Source organism: Thalassospiraceae bacterium LMO-SO8 (assembly GCA_031655335.1).
Classification (GTDB): Bacteria; Pseudomonadota; Alphaproteobacteria; order Rhodospirillales; family Casp-alpha2; genus UBA1479.
On sequence record CP134226.1, the window covers coordinates 3,494,628 to 3,508,956 of the forward strand.

Annotated in this window: 18 protein-coding genes; 10 read left to right on the plus strand and 8 right to left on the minus strand. The window is 64.8% G+C overall.

Annotated elements, in window-relative coordinates; all coding sequences use genetic code 11:
• Window positions 1-4 precede the first annotated feature (4 nt).
• Together RJ527_16845 and RJ527_16850 are read left to right on the plus strand one after the other, a co-directional pair.
• Window positions 5-649 carry a uracil-DNA glycosylase gene (locus tag RJ527_16845; GenBank protein WND75687.1) on the plus strand — a complete coding sequence of 215 codons (645 nt, stop codon included), beginning with the start codon at window positions 5-7 and terminating at the stop codon, window positions 647-649.
• Between the two features lie 110 nt (window positions 650-759).
• Entirely contained in the window at window positions 760-960 is a 201-nt protein-coding gene (locus RJ527_16850) for a DUF4169 family protein (GenBank protein WND75688.1), read from the plus strand.
• A gap of 44 nt (window positions 961-1,004) precedes the next feature.
• On the opposite strand, the gene RJ527_16855 is transcribed toward RJ527_16850, so the two are convergent.
• Complete coding sequence (locus tag RJ527_16855; protein WND75689.1) at window positions 1,005-1,235, minus strand: DUF4170 domain-containing protein; 231 nt, start codon at window positions 1,233-1,235, stop codon at window positions 1,005-1,007.
• Between the two features lie 226 nt (window positions 1,236-1,461).
• On the opposite strand from RJ527_16855, the gene RJ527_16860 reads away from it, so the two are divergent.
• Window positions 1,462-2,160 (plus strand): glutathione S-transferase N-terminal domain-containing protein, encoded by a 699-nt coding sequence (locus RJ527_16860; protein WND75690.1) that lies wholly within the window; start codon window positions 1,462-1,464, stop codon window positions 2,158-2,160.
• 114 nt (window positions 2,161-2,274) lie between these two features.
• Here RJ527_16860 and RJ527_16865 read toward each other — a convergent pair whose 3' ends face one another.
• The 4 genes from RJ527_16865 to dapA all read right to left on the minus strand — a co-directional run bounded on the left by RJ527_16865 (window position 2,275) and on the right by dapA (window position 5,055).
• A complete protein-coding gene (locus RJ527_16865; GenBank protein WND75691.1) occupies window positions 2,275-2,757 on the minus strand; it encodes a 2OG-Fe(II) oxygenase in 483 nt (160 codons plus the stop codon).
• 155 nt (window positions 2,758-2,912) lie between these two features.
• Complete coding sequence (locus RJ527_16870) at window positions 2,913-3,662, minus strand: sulfite oxidase-like oxidoreductase (GenBank protein ID WND75692.1); 750 nt, start codon at window positions 3,660-3,662, stop codon at window positions 2,913-2,915.
• Window positions 3,663-3,667: 5 nt separating this feature from the next.
• Window positions 3,668-4,147, minus strand: a complete 480-nt coding sequence (smpB, locus tag RJ527_16875; protein WND75693.1) for an SsrA-binding protein SmpB — start codon at window positions 4,145-4,147, stop codon at window positions 3,668-3,670.
• A gap of 32 nt (window positions 4,148-4,179) precedes the next feature.
• Window positions 4,180-5,055, minus strand: coding sequence for a 4-hydroxy-tetrahydrodipicolinate synthase (dapA, locus tag RJ527_16880; GenBank protein ID WND75694.1), 876 nt, complete (start codon window positions 5,053-5,055; stop codon window positions 4,180-4,182).
• 245 nt (window positions 5,056-5,300) lie between these two features.
• On the opposite strand from dapA, the gene RJ527_16885 reads away from it, so the two are divergent.
• The 4 genes from RJ527_16885 (at window position 5,301) to RJ527_16900 (ending at window position 9,992) form a co-directional block, all read left to right on the plus strand.
• On the plus strand, window positions 5,301-7,292 hold the full coding sequence (locus tag RJ527_16885; protein WND75695.1) for a lytic transglycosylase domain-containing protein: 1,992 nt from the start codon (window positions 5,301-5,303) through the stop codon (window positions 7,290-7,292).
• A gap of 152 nt (window positions 7,293-7,444) precedes the next feature.
• Window positions 7,445-8,134 carry a haloacid dehalogenase type II gene (locus tag RJ527_16890; protein WND75696.1) on the plus strand — a complete coding sequence of 230 codons (690 nt, stop codon included), beginning with the start codon at window positions 7,445-7,447 and terminating at the stop codon, window positions 8,132-8,134.
• 6 nt (window positions 8,135-8,140) lie between these two features.
• Complete coding sequence (locus RJ527_16895; GenBank protein WND75697.1) at window positions 8,141-9,010, plus strand: alpha/beta fold hydrolase; 870 nt, start codon at window positions 8,141-8,143, stop codon at window positions 9,008-9,010.
• The gene (locus RJ527_16900; protein WND75698.1) at window positions 8,988-9,992 is read left to right on the plus strand and encodes a threonine/serine dehydratase; all 1,005 of its coding nucleotides are present in this window, start codon (window positions 8,988-8,990) and stop codon (window positions 9,990-9,992) included. The genes RJ527_16895 and RJ527_16900 overlap by 23 nt, the downstream gene beginning before the upstream one ends.
• A gap of 48 nt (window positions 9,993-10,040) precedes the next feature.
• Here the strand turns inward: RJ527_16900 and RJ527_16905 are convergent, their stop codons facing one another.
• Together RJ527_16905 and RJ527_16910 are read right to left on the minus strand one after the other, a co-directional pair.
• A complete protein-coding gene (locus RJ527_16905; GenBank protein ID WND75699.1) occupies window positions 10,041-10,436 on the minus strand; it encodes a polymer-forming cytoskeletal protein in 396 nt (131 codons plus the stop codon).
• Between the two features lie 34 nt (window positions 10,437-10,470).
• Window positions 10,471-11,796 (minus strand): peptidoglycan DD-metalloendopeptidase family protein, encoded by a 1,326-nt coding sequence (locus RJ527_16910; protein ID WND75700.1) that lies wholly within the window; start codon window positions 11,794-11,796, stop codon window positions 10,471-10,473.
• Window positions 11,797-12,097: 301 nt separating this feature from the next.
• Between RJ527_16910 and RJ527_16915 the strand changes: the two genes are divergently transcribed.
• From RJ527_16915 to RJ527_16925, 3 genes are all read left to right on the plus strand, one after another.
• On the plus strand, window positions 12,098-12,619 hold the full coding sequence (locus RJ527_16915) for a phosphatidylglycerophosphatase A (protein WND75701.1): 522 nt from the start codon (window positions 12,098-12,100) through the stop codon (window positions 12,617-12,619).
• 2 nt (window positions 12,620-12,621) lie between these two features.
• Entirely contained in the window at window positions 12,622-13,110 is a 489-nt protein-coding gene (locus RJ527_16920; GenBank protein ID WND75702.1) for a CinA family protein, read from the plus strand.
• Window positions 13,111-13,282: 172 nt separating this feature from the next.
• Window positions 13,283-13,846 (plus strand): hypothetical protein, encoded by a 564-nt coding sequence (locus RJ527_16925; GenBank protein ID WND75703.1) that lies wholly within the window; start codon window positions 13,283-13,285, stop codon window positions 13,844-13,846.
• Here RJ527_16925 and RJ527_16930 read toward each other — a convergent pair.
• On the minus strand, window positions 13,843-14,325 hold the full coding sequence (locus tag RJ527_16930; GenBank protein WND75704.1) for a type II toxin-antitoxin system RatA family toxin: 483 nt from the start codon (window positions 14,323-14,325) through the stop codon (window positions 13,843-13,845). The two genes, RJ527_16925 and RJ527_16930, sit on opposite strands and share 4 nt — an antisense overlap.
• Between the last annotated feature and the right edge of the window lie 4 nt (window positions 14,326-14,329).

Below are 14,329 nucleotides of genomic sequence, written 5' to 3' on the forward strand. Positions count from 1 at the left end.
CCGCATGCCGCCCGCGTTTCAGGACCCGCCCCGCGACTGCGCGAAATGCCCGCGACTGGCCGGCTTTCGCACCGCCAACCGCGCCGCCTTTCCCGATTGGCACAATGCCCCCGTCCCCGCGTTCGGGCCGCTTGACGCGCGGCTTCTGATCGTCGGGCTGGCGCCCGGGCTGCGCGGCGCCAACCGCACGGCGCGGCCGTTCACCGGGGATTACGCCGGTGACCTGCTGTATCCCACGCTTGGCGAGTTCGGCTGGACCGAGGGCGCCTATGGCGCCGCGCCGGACGACGGGCTGCGCCTCAAGGGCTGCCGCATCACCAACGCGGTGCGCTGCGTGCCGCCGGAAAACAAGCCGACGGGGGCTGAATGCAAGGCCTGCCGTCCCTATCTCGCGGACGAAATCGCGGCCATGGAGAATTTGCGGGTGATTCTGGCCCTGGGCGGCGTCGCCCATGCCAACGTGCTGGCGACATTGGACGAGCGGAAAAAGGATTTCCCCTTCGGCCACGGCAATCGCCATGTCCTGACCTCGGGCCGGCGATTGATCGACAGCTACCATTGCTCGCGCTACAACACCAACACGGGCCGCCTGACCCCGGACATGTTCCGCGACGTGTTCGCCGCCATCGCGGGCCTGATGACGGCCTGACCCGCCATTCATCCCCCCGGAACAAGGGCTTGGCGGCAAGCGGTTGTTCGGGTTATCGTTTTTTCAGGCGCCCCGTCAGCGGGAACGCCGGTGCGAACGGAGGGACGGAGATGGCCGCGGACATCGTCAACTTACGTCAATACCGCAAGGAAAAGCAGCGCCAGGAGCGCGCGCGGATCGCGGAACAGAACCGGGCCCGGTTCGGCCGTGACAAGGCGCAGCGGCGGGAAGACGAGACGGACCGCCGACGCCGCGACCAAGACCTGGACGGCAAGCAGATCGACCCCGAAAGCGACAAGCCCGCGGGCTGAACCGCGGGCCTGATGCCACAGGTATTCGGTTTCACGTCAACCGATCAATGGCTGTGGGCCTCGTCCGGTTCCAAGAGCCGATGCAGATGAACGATCACATATTTCATGTTGGCGTCGTCCACATGGGCCTGCGACGCGCCGCGCCAGGCGGTCAGCGCCTTGGCGTAGCTGGGGTAGATGCCGACGATTTCCAGGTTCTCCGGGTCAACGAAATCCTGGCCCTGGGGGTCGGTTACCTTGCCCCCGAACACGAGATGCAGAAGCGCATTCGACATGATTAGTCCCTTTTCATTGTTTCGGCTGCCTCTGAATGTCTCCTCACGGATTGTTCATCCGCGGACCAACTGTTATTCCGCCGCATTCACTGGCGGTCGGCTGATTTTGCCCTAAACTAGGGCCAATCCCGCGGACGGGCAATACGCCCTACGTCCAGTCCCGCCGCTCCGCGTTCGCGCGCCGGGCACCGCGGCCACCGAAACCACTGAAAGGTCTGCAACGACAATGATCGACCTCTATTCCTGGCCCACGCCCAACGGGCACAAAGTCCATATCATGCTCGAGGAAACCGGGCTTGCGTACAACATCCACCCCATCAACATCCAAAAGGGCGACCAGTTCCAGCCCGAGTTCCTGAAAATCTCGCCGAACAACCGCATCCCGGCAATCGTCGATCAGGACGGCCCCGGCGGGAAGCCCTACTCCCTGTTCGAAAGCGGCGCCATTCTGATCTATCTGGCCGAGAAGACCGGCAAGTTCCTGCCGACCGACCCCACGACCAAGTACGACACCCTGCAATGGCTGATGTGGCAGATGGGCGGCATCGGTCCGATGTTCGGTCAGGCCCATCATTTCCGCGGCTATGCGCCGGTGGAAATTCCCTACGCCGTCGACCGTTACACCAAGGAAGCCGGACGGCTGTACGGCATTCTCGACAAGCGTTTGGGGGAATCGGCCTATCTCGCCGGGCCCGACTACACCATCGCCGACATCGCGACCTTCCCCTGGACCCGGTCGATCGACCGCCAGGGCCATTCCCTCGACGACTTCCCCAACGTGAAGCGCTGGTCCGCCGACATCAACGCGCGGCCAGCCGTGCAGCGCGGCTGCCAGGTGCTGGAAGATGTGCGCGGCGAGCGCAAGCCGCTGTCCGACGAGGAACGGGCGGTGATGTTCGGCGACAAGCAGTTCGCGAAACGCTGATTATCCGAATTCGGGGCCGCGCCGGGGCATGCCCGGCGCGGCCTTTCGGTTTTAAGGGGCGGGTTGCGCCTCGCGTTTATCGCGACGTCGCACCCCGCGTTGACCGCGTCAGGCTCAACTCGGTTTGACGAATTTCAAGGCGGCCGTCAGTCTCGGATGAGACCGGTAACTCGTCGCCCGGTGCCATAATTCACCATCGAATATCACCAGTCTTCCCGGCCTGGGCGGCAACCCCTGAATCAGGTTGTTGACGATGAACTGCGTCTCGCCGCCTTCATCGACGTCATATTGGGGGGTGATGTAGAACAGGCAGGTATAGACATGGCCATCCTGGTGAAAGTACGGACGGTCGTTCGGCAGGAACAGGTTGACGTAGGCGCGTTGTAATTCCAGGCCCTTCAATCGGTCGAACGCGGATGTTGCGACGCCGGCCAGGAAATTGAAAACGTCGGGGTTCTCCAGCTCAAATATCATCCCGACAGGTTCTAATTCCGGCCGGTCTCTTTCTCCGTATTCAAATTTGCTGCCATGTAAAAAGAGCTCATAAAGCTCTTTGTTCTGTTGCTCTGTGATGAGGTCGTCGTACGGAGAAATCATTTTTCCCTCAATTTAGGCTGCGCCGTGTATTGGGCTGGAATTCTGGCTTTCAAAATGGGCGGGAACGATATCTTTCCCGAAAAACTTATTCAACCGATCCCCGTCTTCCGCCGGCGCGGCCCATCCCTGCGGCCCATCCCTGCAACCAAGGGCCGTCATCCGTAACGCTGCTGTTTCCAGGGATCGCCCAGATTGTGATAGCCCCGGGTTTCCCAGTAGCCGGGGGCGTCCTTTTCCAGGAAGGTGATCTGGCGCAGCCATTTGGCGCTTTTCCAGAAATACAATGACGGCACCACGGCCCGCGCCGGGCCGCCGTGGTCGCGGGCCAACGCCTCGCCGCCCCAGGAATGGGCGATCAGGGACGCCTCGGCCAGGAAATGGTCAAGCGGCAGGTTGGTGGTATAGCCGTCGTGACTGTGCAGCACGGCGAAGGCCGCGCCCGCCCGCAGGCCCGCCGCCTCGGCCAGGGTTCTGACCGCGACGCCGCCCCAACGGTTGTCGTACTTCGACCAGGACGTGACGCAGTGGATGTCCGTGGTCAGATCGGCCTGCGGCAGGGCCAGGAACTGGGCCCAGGACAGGGTCAGGGGCCGTTCGACGGCGCCCAGGACCTTCAGTTCCCATTGATCGGTCGGCACCAGGGGCCGGTGGCCCAGATCCAACACCGGCCAGTCCTTGGCGAGATGCTGGCCCGGCGGCAAGCGCCCGCCCCCGTCCATGCGTCGGCTCTGCGGCTGGCGCTGATCCCGCGCCCATTGTTCCTTGGTCTGGGTCAATTTGGTTTCCGGCGGCGGCGCGGTCAACGAAGCGTCCTTTTCCGCCTGGGCCTTCATGTCGCCCAACAGCGAGCCCGCGCGCCCGGCGAACAGGTCCTTGAAGCGGTCGTCGTCACCACCGCCCGGCATCGGGTCTATCCCTTGTCCCGCATCAGACGCGCCTTTTGCCGGCCCCAGTCGCGGGCCTTGGTCGTTTCGCGCTTGTCGTACTGATGCTTGCCTTCGGCCAGGGCCAGTTGAACCTTGGCCAGACCGCGTTTGTTGAAATAGATGGCGAGCGGCACCAAAGCCATGCCCTTGCGGTTGACCGCACCCGACAGGCGCGCGATCTCGCGCCGGTGCAGCAGCATCTTGCGCTTGCGCTTGGGCTCGTGATTGTTGGGCCCGGCCTGCTCGTACCGGGGGATGTCGGCGTTGTAGAGGTACAATTCACCGTCCTCGTCCGCGGCATAGGCGTCGACCAGCGAACCGCGGCCGAGGCGCAGGGACTTGACCTCGGTGCCGGTCAGCATCAGGCCGGCCTCGACATCCTCAAGGATGAAGTAGTTGTGCCGCGCCTTGCGGTTCTGGGCCACCACGTTGCCGGGCGGGCCCTTTTTCTTTTTCGTGGCCATGGTGGGGAACCTTCACGCGCCCAAGGGCGCGGTCAGTTGAGCAGCCCGGCGGCGACCATGGCATCGCGCACCCTGGTCTTGCTGGTTTCCGCGATCTCGCAGATCGGCAGCCGGGTTTCCGCCGAACACTTGCCGAGCAGAGAGGCCGCGTACTTCACCGGGCCGGGGCTGGTTTCGCAGAACAGGGCGTTGTGCACGGGCGTCAGGCGATCCTGCAATTCCATCACCTTCGCCATGTCGCCTTCGCGCCAGGCGCGTTGCATGTCGGCGCACATTCGGGGGGCGATGTTGGCCGTCACGGAAATGCAGCCGTGGCCGCCCGCCGCCATGAAGGGGATCGCCGTGCCGTCCTCGCCGGACATCTGGCAGAAATCCTTCTTGATCGCGAGCCGCGTGTTGATGGGCCGCGCCAGATCCTGAGTCGCGTCCTTGACGCCGACGATGTTCGGCAGTTCCGCCAGCCGCGCCATGGTGGCGACGGACATGTCGACGATGGACCGGCCGGGAATGTTGTAGATGATGATCGGCAGGCCGCCTTCGTCGTGGATGGTCTTGTAGTGCTGGTAAAGGCCTTCCTGGGTCGGCTTGTTGTAATAGGGCGTGACGACCAGCGCCGCGTCGGCGCCGGCGGACTTGGCGTGCTTGGTCAGCTCCACCGCCTCCTTGGTCGAGTTGGAGCCGGCACCCGCGATCACGGGCACGCGGCCGTCGGCAGCCTCGATGCACCATTCGGTGACCTTCATGTGCTCCTCATGGCTGAGCGTCGGCGACTCGCCCGTCGTGCCGCAGGGCACCAGGCCGTCCGTGCCTTCGGAGATTTGCCAATCGACGAAGTTCTTGAAGGCCGATTCGTCCACCGCTCCATCCTTGAAGGGGGTAATCAGCGCAGGGAAAGAGCCCTTGAACATCGTTCACTCCTCGGTATCGTGCGGGCCTCGGGATTGTGCGGACCATAGCCCTGACCGGCTTCGTCGGCAAGCGCGGACCGCCGCCCCCGGCTCTTTCCCGGGCCAAGTTCCTGCAACGATTGCGTCGCTTGTTGCCAAGGCCCCGAAATCGTATCATCGCGGCCATGATGCGGCAGATTGCCACGCAATCCGTGATCGGGCCGCCAAGACGAGGAGGCCGAACGCCATCGGGGGTATTCCGGTGGGTGTGCGTCTTTTGCGTTCTTGTCGGGCTGACCGCCGGCGCCCAGGCGCAGGCGGCGACGAAGGCCGGCGGTGCGCCCGAGCCCGTCGATTCCCGCGACCTCGCCTTCATGACCAAGGCCTTCAAGGCCATGGACCAGGGCAAATGGTCCGAGGTCAAATCCTTGGAAGCCAAGGCCAAGGACCCTCTTGCCCGCAAGCTGATCCTGTGGGGGCGGCTGTCGTCCTACAGCGGTCCGGCGGAATTCGACGAATTGTCGGCCTTTCTCTACAGCAATCCGCAATGGCCCCGGTCCGGGCGCATGACCGCCAAGGCGGAGGCGCGCCTGTCGGCGACGGAAGCCGATGACGTGGTCCTGGCCTGGTTCACGGGCCGTCAACCGATCACGGCGCTGGGCAAGGCGCGCTATGCCGTCGCGCTGCTCAATCGTGGCGACAAGAAGGACGAGAACCGGGCCACCGCCATGCTGCGCGATGCCTGGATCAACGGCGACTTTTCCAAGGCCGACGAAAAGCACTTCATGGGCCGCCACGGCAAACGCCTGCGCACGTCGGATCATATCGCGCGCCTGGACCGCCTGTTGTGGGACGGCCGCTATTGGGCCGTGCGCCGCCATCTCTGGCGAGTCCCCAAGGCCTATCAGAAGCTTGGCCTGGCGCGCATTTCCCTGCGCCGCCAGATGGGCAATGTGGACGCCCTGGTCGATCAGGTGCCCGCCAGCCTGCAGCGTGACCCAGGCCTGATCTATGAACGGCTGCGCTGGCGGCGCAAAAAGAGCCTGGATTCCGCGATCGACCTCGTGCGTCATCTGCCGGGCGATCAGCCCCATCCGGAACTGTGGTGGGAGGAACGCTCGACCCTGGTGCGCCGGGCGCTGCGCAAGGGCTTTGTCACCGACGCCTACCGCATCGCCCGCAATCACGGACTCAGCGAAGGGGCCGATTACGCCGAGGCCGAATGGCTGGCCGGCTGGGTTGCGCTGCGCTTCCTGAACGAGCCCAAGGTGGCGCTCCAGCATTTCCAGCGCATGTACGCCCGGGTCAATTATCCCGTTTCCTTGTCGCGCGGCGCCTATTGGATTGCCCGCAGCTATGACGATCTGAAGCAGCCGCAGCGTGCCGTCGAATGGTTCGCCCGCGCCGCCCGTCACCCGACGGCCTATTATGGGCAACTGTCGCTGGCCCGCGTCGATCCGGCGGCGGTGCTGCGCCTGCCGCCCGACCCGGAACCGGATGCGGACCTGGTCCGGCAGTTCCAGTCCCACGAACTGACCCGTGCGTTCCGCGCCCTATCCGCCGCCGGGGCCGACGACACGCTGCGCGTGGTTCTGGAAACCCTGCTGGACCGGGCCGACGAGCATCCGGGCTGGCGCGTGCTGACCGCCGATCTGGCGGCGGAGGCCGAACGCCGCGACCTTGCCGTGCGGGTCGCCAAGCAGTCGTTGCGCGACGGCCTGATGCTGGCCAATCACGGCTATCCCGCGATCACCCTGCCCCGCCTGCCGGTGAAGTGGAACCTGCCGTCCCTGGAAACGGCTCTGGTGCTGGGCATGATCCGCCAGGAAAGCGCCTTTCGCGGCAACGCCGTCAGCCGCGCCAGCGCCCAGGGCCTGATGCAGCTGATGCCGGCCACGGCCAAGGTGGTGGCGACACGCCAGGGCCTGCCGTTCTCGCGCGCCCGCCTGATTACCGACGCCGGTTACAACCTGACCCTGGGCCAGACCTATCTGGCCGGGTTGATCACGGAATTCGACGGCTCCTACGTGCTGTCGGTCGCCGGGTACAACGCCGGCCCCCATCGGGTGCGCCGCTGGCTCAAGGAATACGGTGATCCCCGGCAAAAGGACGTGGACGTCATCGACTGGGTCGAGATGATCCCCTTCGACGAAACCCGCGACTACGTGCAACGGGTGATGGAAAACCTGCATGTCTACCGTTCCCGCCTGTCGGGCACGGAAGTCGCCTTCGCGCCCCACGCCGACTTGGCGCGCTGAGCCGTTGCAGGCGGAAAATCCGATCAGCCGTCTCATTCACCGGATAGTAACCCGCAATCAAGCTGCCTGTTGTTGACCCGCTTTCCGGCGCCGCCCATAACGGCAGAGCCATACAGGGAATACCGGACATGGAAACGCGGAGGATTTGAGACATGGCGCACGACCAATTGACGGATATCGGGGCCTGCGTGTTCGACGCCTACGGCACCCTGTTCGACGTCGCCGCGGCGGCGGCCCATTGCAAGGACGACCTGGGCGACAAGATGGCGCCGCTCGCCACCCTGTGGCGGGACAAACAACTGTCCTATTCCTGGCTGCGCTCGCTCATGGGCGAATACGTGGAATTCTGGCAAGTCACCCAGGACGGGCTCGACTATTCCTTGGCCGCCCTCGGCCTCGACGGCGACCCGGCGCTGCGCCAAAAGCTTCTCGACCTCTACTTCAAGCTTGACGCCTATCCCGAGGTCAAGGGCGTGCTGACCAGCTTGAAGGCCGCGGGGCTGAAGACGGCGATCCTGTCCAACGGCTCGCCCGACATGCTGGACGCCGCGGTCACCAACGCCGGGATCGGGGACGTGTTGGACGACGTGCAGTCGGTTGCCGACGTCGGCATCTTCAAGCCGCATCCCAGCGTCTACCAGATGTCCGTCGACCGCCTGGGCGTCGAGGCCGGGCGCATCTGCTTCATGTCGTCGAACGCCTGGGACGCGGCGGCGGCGGCCAACTTCGGGTTCAAGGTCGTCTGGGTCAACCGCTTCAAGCAGCCGCCGGAGCGCCTGCCGGGCAAGATCGTCACGCAGCTCGATAATTTGAGCGGCCTGCCCGGTCTGCTCGGCCTATAACCACAGATGACGGACGCGGGCTTTACCGAACATCGGTTCACGGCCCGCGACGGGCTTGAACTCTATTACCGTGACTATGCGCCCGCCGGGAGTGGCGCGGCCCAACGCCCGGCCGTGCTCTGCCTGCCCGGCCTGACCCGCAATTCCAAGGATTTCCACCAGCCGGCAGTCCGCCTGCAAGGCCTGGATTGGCGCGTCGTCTGCCCGGACATGCGCGGGCGCGGACGCTCGCCCCATGACCCAGACCCGGCCAACTACCGGGTGGAAACCTATCTGGACGACATGCGCAACCTGCTGGCCGGGCTCGGCCTGCATCGGGTGGTGGTGATCGGCACGTCCATGGGCGGCATCATGGCCATGGCGATGGCGGCGGTCATGCCGACGGTGCTGGCGGGCGTGGTGCTGAACGATGTCGGCGCCGTGGTGCCCGCCGCCCCGCTGAAACCGATCATCGACAGCATGCGGGGACGCGGCACCTTCGCGACCTGGGATCAGGCCGTGTTCGCCCTGCGCCACGGGTTCCCCGATCTTCCCGCCGACACGGACGCGGAATGGCTGGACCTGGCGCGGGCCACCTTCGTCGAAGGCCCCGACGGCCGCATCCACCGCGACTGGGATTTGGACATCGTCAAGCCGCTGCTGACCCTGCCGCCCGACGACACGGACCTGTGGCGGTATTTTCGTGCCCTCAAACGGGTGCCGACGGGGGTTGTCCGGGGGGCGAAGTCGGATATTCTGAGCGCCGAGATTCTGGCTGCGATGATCCACGAGCGCCCCGGGCTGATCCATGCCACGGTGCCGAACGTGGGCCATCCACCCAACCTTCGCGAACAACCATCCAAGGAAGTCATCGATGCCGTCCTCGCCCGCGTCTGAAGTGCTGACATTCGCCGATATCGAAAGCGCCGCCCAGGTTCTGAAAGGCATCGCCGTCGTCACCCCGGTGCTGGAAAGCCCGCTGCTCAACGCGGCGCTGGGTTTTCGGCTGCGCGTCAAGGCGGAACCGTTGCAGATCACGGGATCGTTCAAGTTCCGGGGCGCCTACAACGCCATTTCCCGCATTTCCGCCGACCGGCGCGAGGCCGGCGTGGTTGCCTTTTCGTCCGGCAACCATGCCCAGGGCGTGGCGGCGGCGGCTTCCATGCTGGGCCTGCCGTCGGTCATCCTGATGCCCAAGGACGCGCCGAAGACCAAGGTTGAACTGACCCAGGCCTGGGGCGCGGAGGTCGTGACCTTCGACCGCTTCACGGAAAGCCGCGAGGAATTGGGCGCCAAACTGCGCGAAGAACGGGGGGCGGCCTTGATCAAGCCCTATGACGACCCCCTGATCATGGCCGGTCAGGGCACCCTGGCGGCGGAGGCCGTGCGGACCTGTCTGGCCGAGGATTGGACACCCGACATCTTCATCAGCCCCTGCGGCGGCGGCGGGCTGATCGCCGGCTGCTCGACGTCGGTGCGCGCCCTGTCGCCGGAAACGGCCATCTATTCGGCCGAGCCGGCGGGCTTCGACGATACGGCGCGCTCCCTGGCGGCGCATGAGCGCCTCGCCAACGACCCGGCCGCGCGGTCCATCTGCGACGCGCTGCTGGCCCCGGAACCGGGCGAACTGACCTTTGCGGTCAACGCCGAACGCCTGACCGGCGGGCTCTGCGTCACCGACGAGGAGGCGATGACCGCCATGGCGGTCGCCTTCAAATATCTGAAATTGGTGGTGGAACCGGGGGGTGCCGTGGCCTTGGCCGCCGCGATCACCGGCAAGATCGACTGCAAGGGCAAGAACGTACTGGTCGTCTGCTCCGGCGGCAACGCGGACGCGGACGTTTACGCGGAGGCGCTTAAACGGCCTCTGCCGTTCTAAGCCCCGGAAAAAGCGGCGGTCTGCCGGGCGCGGTGCCTTGTCCGGCGCCTATTCGGCGGCGGCGGGCGCCGTTTTGGGCGCGGCGGCGGAGGCGATGGTCTGCCGGACGGCGTCGACATCTTTCTTTTCGACCAGACGCTTGCAGTGACCTTCCAGGAAGGCCCCGTTTTCGATCGCCAGGTCTTCGTGAAGAATGTCGCCGATGACGCGCGCCGAGCGCGCCAGGGTCACGGACCGGGCCTTGATCTGGCCGTTGATGGTGCCGTGGACCTGCACCCGGTCTGCGACGATTTCGCCCTTGATGTTGGCGGTTTCGCCAACAAGCAGGCTTTTTGTGCGGATATCGCCGTCGATGGTGCCGTCGATTTGGATTTCACCGTCCGAGCTCAGATCCCCGATGATGCGAAGGTCGGCCGAAATAATTGACGGACCGGCCGATTTCACCGTGGGCTGTTGGCCGCTTTGGCTGCTCGTACCCTTACTTGTCTTTGAAAACATACTTTCCTGCCCTGATGAACTTGAGCGGGTTCAACGGCTTGTTGTTGAACACCACCTCGTAATGGAGGTGTGGCCCCGTGCTTCGGCCCGTACTACCCAGAAGTCCAATCTTCTCATGAAACTTCACTTCTTGGCCAACCTTAACAAGAACCTTGCTGAGATGCGCGAACCGGGTTTTCAACCCCAGCCCGTGGTCGATCTCGATCAGGCGGCCGTAGCGTCCCTTCCAGCCGGCGTAGGTCACCTTGCCCGCCGCCGTCGAAAACACCGGGGACTTCACCGGCCCGCCCAGGTCGACGCCGTAATGGGCGGACCAGCGGTTGGTCATGGGGTCCTTGCGCTTGCCGTAGCTGGACGTGATGTAATAGGACGTCAGGGGGGCCGCGAGCGGCACGCGGGCGATGGATTCCTGAAGGGATTCAAGCCGGTTCAGATTGCGGTCCAGGTTGGCCAGTTCCAGTTTCAGATCGCCGGCCGGCAGACCGTCCGGTTCGACCGGAATGAACGGGCCGCCGACGCCCGACTTTTCCTCTTCGCTGACGCCGAGCAGCCGGTCCGGCTCCAGGCCTGTCAGTTCGATGACCTTTTCCAGGCCGGCGATCTGGTCGCCGGCGCGCTCGTTCATGCGCTGGACGACCTCGCCTTCCGTTTCCTGAAGTTCCTTCAGCCGCGAGGTCAGTTCCTCGACCCGGTTGCGCATGCGCGATGAATCGTTCTGCGCCTTGTTGCGCTCGGTCATGATCAGGTGCAGGTCGCTTTCGACCGCGTTCAGATTGTCCTTCAGCGCGAAGTTGCGGCCCGACAGAGACGTCATTTCGTTCTCAAGCGTGGCCAGCTGTTCCTTCAGGCGCTCGCGCGCGCTGATCACCTGCTGGCGTTCGGCGGCGGTGATTTCCAGCTTGCGGGACACGGAACTCAGGTTGCGCTGCAGGGCGGCGTTCTTTTCCACCAGCCCCAGCATGAGGGAATGGTTTTCCTCAAGATCCTTGGTGATCGAGGCGAACTTGCGCTGGTACTCGGCGACTTCGTTGAGCAGCGAACGGTAGGCCAGGCGCGCGCCGGCGATCTCGTCGTCCTTGGCTTGCAGGACCTGGTCGTGCATCAGGAAACTGACGGAGGTGAAGGTGCTCCACGACAGCGCCACGGCGACGACGCCGGACATCACGATCTGCACGGGTTGGGAAATCTTGAAGTAGGACACCCGCCCTTCGGTGCGCACGACGAGCTGGCGTTCCGGGAACAATCGGCCGGCAAGCGCCCGCAGGTGCTTTACGGCATTCGTTTCGAAAGCTCCCCGTCTCATCATTCCCCCGCGTTCCTTCCCTCGTACGATGGCCATTCCGGTCCCAGTTCGGCGCCGCCCGGCACTTGGCTTTCACGCCTGCGCCGGGTAGACAGTCTTTATTGTTTTTGGGCCGTCTCCAGCCCCCTATTGGCCCCGGAAACGATCTGCCTGCGTCGAAGGTATAGGGAAGGTCTAAGGCGTTCAAGTCTACATTTCCGCACGCCCCCGAAGAGATCGAAAAAAGCGTTGGATTTCCGGCCTTTTCTGAAGGTTTAAGGCGGTTAGGCCTCCGCATCGGCGGGCCGCGCAAAGGAGCAACAGATTGACTGACGACACCACCTCCGGGACCGCGCCAAGCCCCGGCCCGGATCGCCCCCCGGCCCTCAATCCCGCGATGATCGTTGCCACATGGTTCGGCTGCGGTCTGGCGCCCAAGGCGCCGGGAACCGTCGGCTCCCTTGGCGCCCTGCCCGTCGCCTGGGCGATCCTGTTCTATTTGGGATGGCCCTGGCTGGCCGTCGCGGCGGCCGCGGCGACGGTATTGGGCATTCTTGCCACGGCGGCGGTGCTCAGGCGTTCCGCCGTCAAGGATCCGTCCTTCGTGGTGATCGACGAGGTTGCGGGACAGTGGATCGCCCTGCTGCCGGCGGGCCTGGACCCGGTCCTGTTCGCCGCCGGATTTGTCGCCTTCCGCCTGTTCGACATCTGGAAGCCCTGGCCCGTCAGCTGGGCCGACCGCGAGGTTCCGGGTGCTGTCGGCGTGATGCTGGACGATCTGATCGCCGGAGGCTTTGCGGCGGTCGTGGTCTACGGATTAGGATATGCGATGGCCGGAGGAACCTAACCATGACCGATACCGCGATTGACGATCTGGCGCGCCAGGTGATCGAAACCTATGCGGCCCGGGGCCTGACCCTGGGCACCGCCGAAAGCTGTACCGGCGGCCTGATCGCCGGGGCCTTGACCGGCATCTCCGGCTCGTCGGCGGTGGTCGACCGCGGCTTCGTGACCTATTCCAACGACGCCAAGATGGACCTTCTGGACGTGGACGACGGCATCCTGCGCGACCACGGGGCCGTGTCCGAGGCAACGGCCCGCGCCATGGCCTGGGGCGTGCTGACCCATGCTCCCGTCGATTGCGCCGTCGCGGTCACCGGCGTCGCCGGGCCGACCGGCGGCACCAAGGACAAGCCCGTGGGCCTGGTCCACTTCGGCGCGGCGCGCCACGGCCGTGACATCGTCCATGAACGCCATGTGTTCGACGGCGACCGGGCGGCGGTGCGCCGGGCCACCGTGCAACGGGCGCTGGCGCTGCTCCTGGCCCTGGCCGACTGAGCGCCCTGCATACATTAATATTACCTTGAAATTACTTGTATTTTTGCCGGTTGCACGATGCCGGTTGCATCCTTATATGAAGGGAAGCGCCCGGCCTCGCGCCGGCCTTTGAACCTTCCAACCGGCACCCCGAATTTCTGGTTGGCGACCCCGCATTGCATGGGAGTCGCCCTTGAGCTTTGGCAAAAGTCTGTTGATTGCGGTGGGGGCGACCGGCACGTCCTTGACGGCGGTCGCAATCGCCGGGTTCCTCACCAATACCGGCCCCTTGGCCCTGGGGCCGGATGGTAACCGGCAGAGCGTGTCACCGCCGCCGCTTGACCCCAGCATCATCGTCATGGAGCCGGTGCCCCTGGACCCCCGGGGATACAGCCTGACAGGCCTGGAACAGAACGATCTGGTCTTCGTGTCCGTGGAAATGCTTGTGCGCACGAAGCGTGACCGCCTGCTGGTGTGCAAACTCATGCCCCGGCTGACGGCAACGATCCTGCGCGATCTGGGGCCGAGGCTGTGGTCCCAACCAACCTTGAACAATCTGGACGAGGTCGGCACGAACCTGTTCGTGCGGGACCACTTCGATCACGCCCTGGGCGCCAAGGTGATCGCCGAGGCGACCGTGCGGTTCGTCGACGACCGCCGGATGGCCCCGAAACCCAATTGCACGGAAACCCTGTATGCCGGATGGCAGAATTGGATCCGGCGGGCCCAGCGGGACCTCAGCGAGCCGGACCGTTAGCCGCCGCAGGCCGCCCGGCCCGCGCCCGACGGCGTCGGCGCGCCGCCGTACAGATCGTCCGCCCGGCTTTCGAAGGCGTTGACCATCTTGGTCACGGCTTCGTTGAACACCACCGAGATCGCCGATTGCAGCAGTTTGGAGCGGAATTCGAAATCGACGTAAAAGTCGATATCGCAGGCCTGTCCGTTCTCTGCCGGCGTGAATATCCAGTGATTTTTCAGATACTTGAACGGACCGTCCGAATAGGCGACGTCGACCCGCTTGGCTTCCCAATCGAGCGTCACCCGGGACGTGAAACGTTCGCGGAAAATCTTGAAGCCGATCACCATGTCGGCGACCAGCAGGGTGTCGGAACGCTCGCGGATGCGCGTCGCCTGACACCAGGGCAGGAATTCGGGATAGCGGCCGACATCGGCGACCAGATCGAACATCTGATCGGCCCGGTAGGGCAACCGGCGGATTTCGGCATGTGTGGGCATGGCG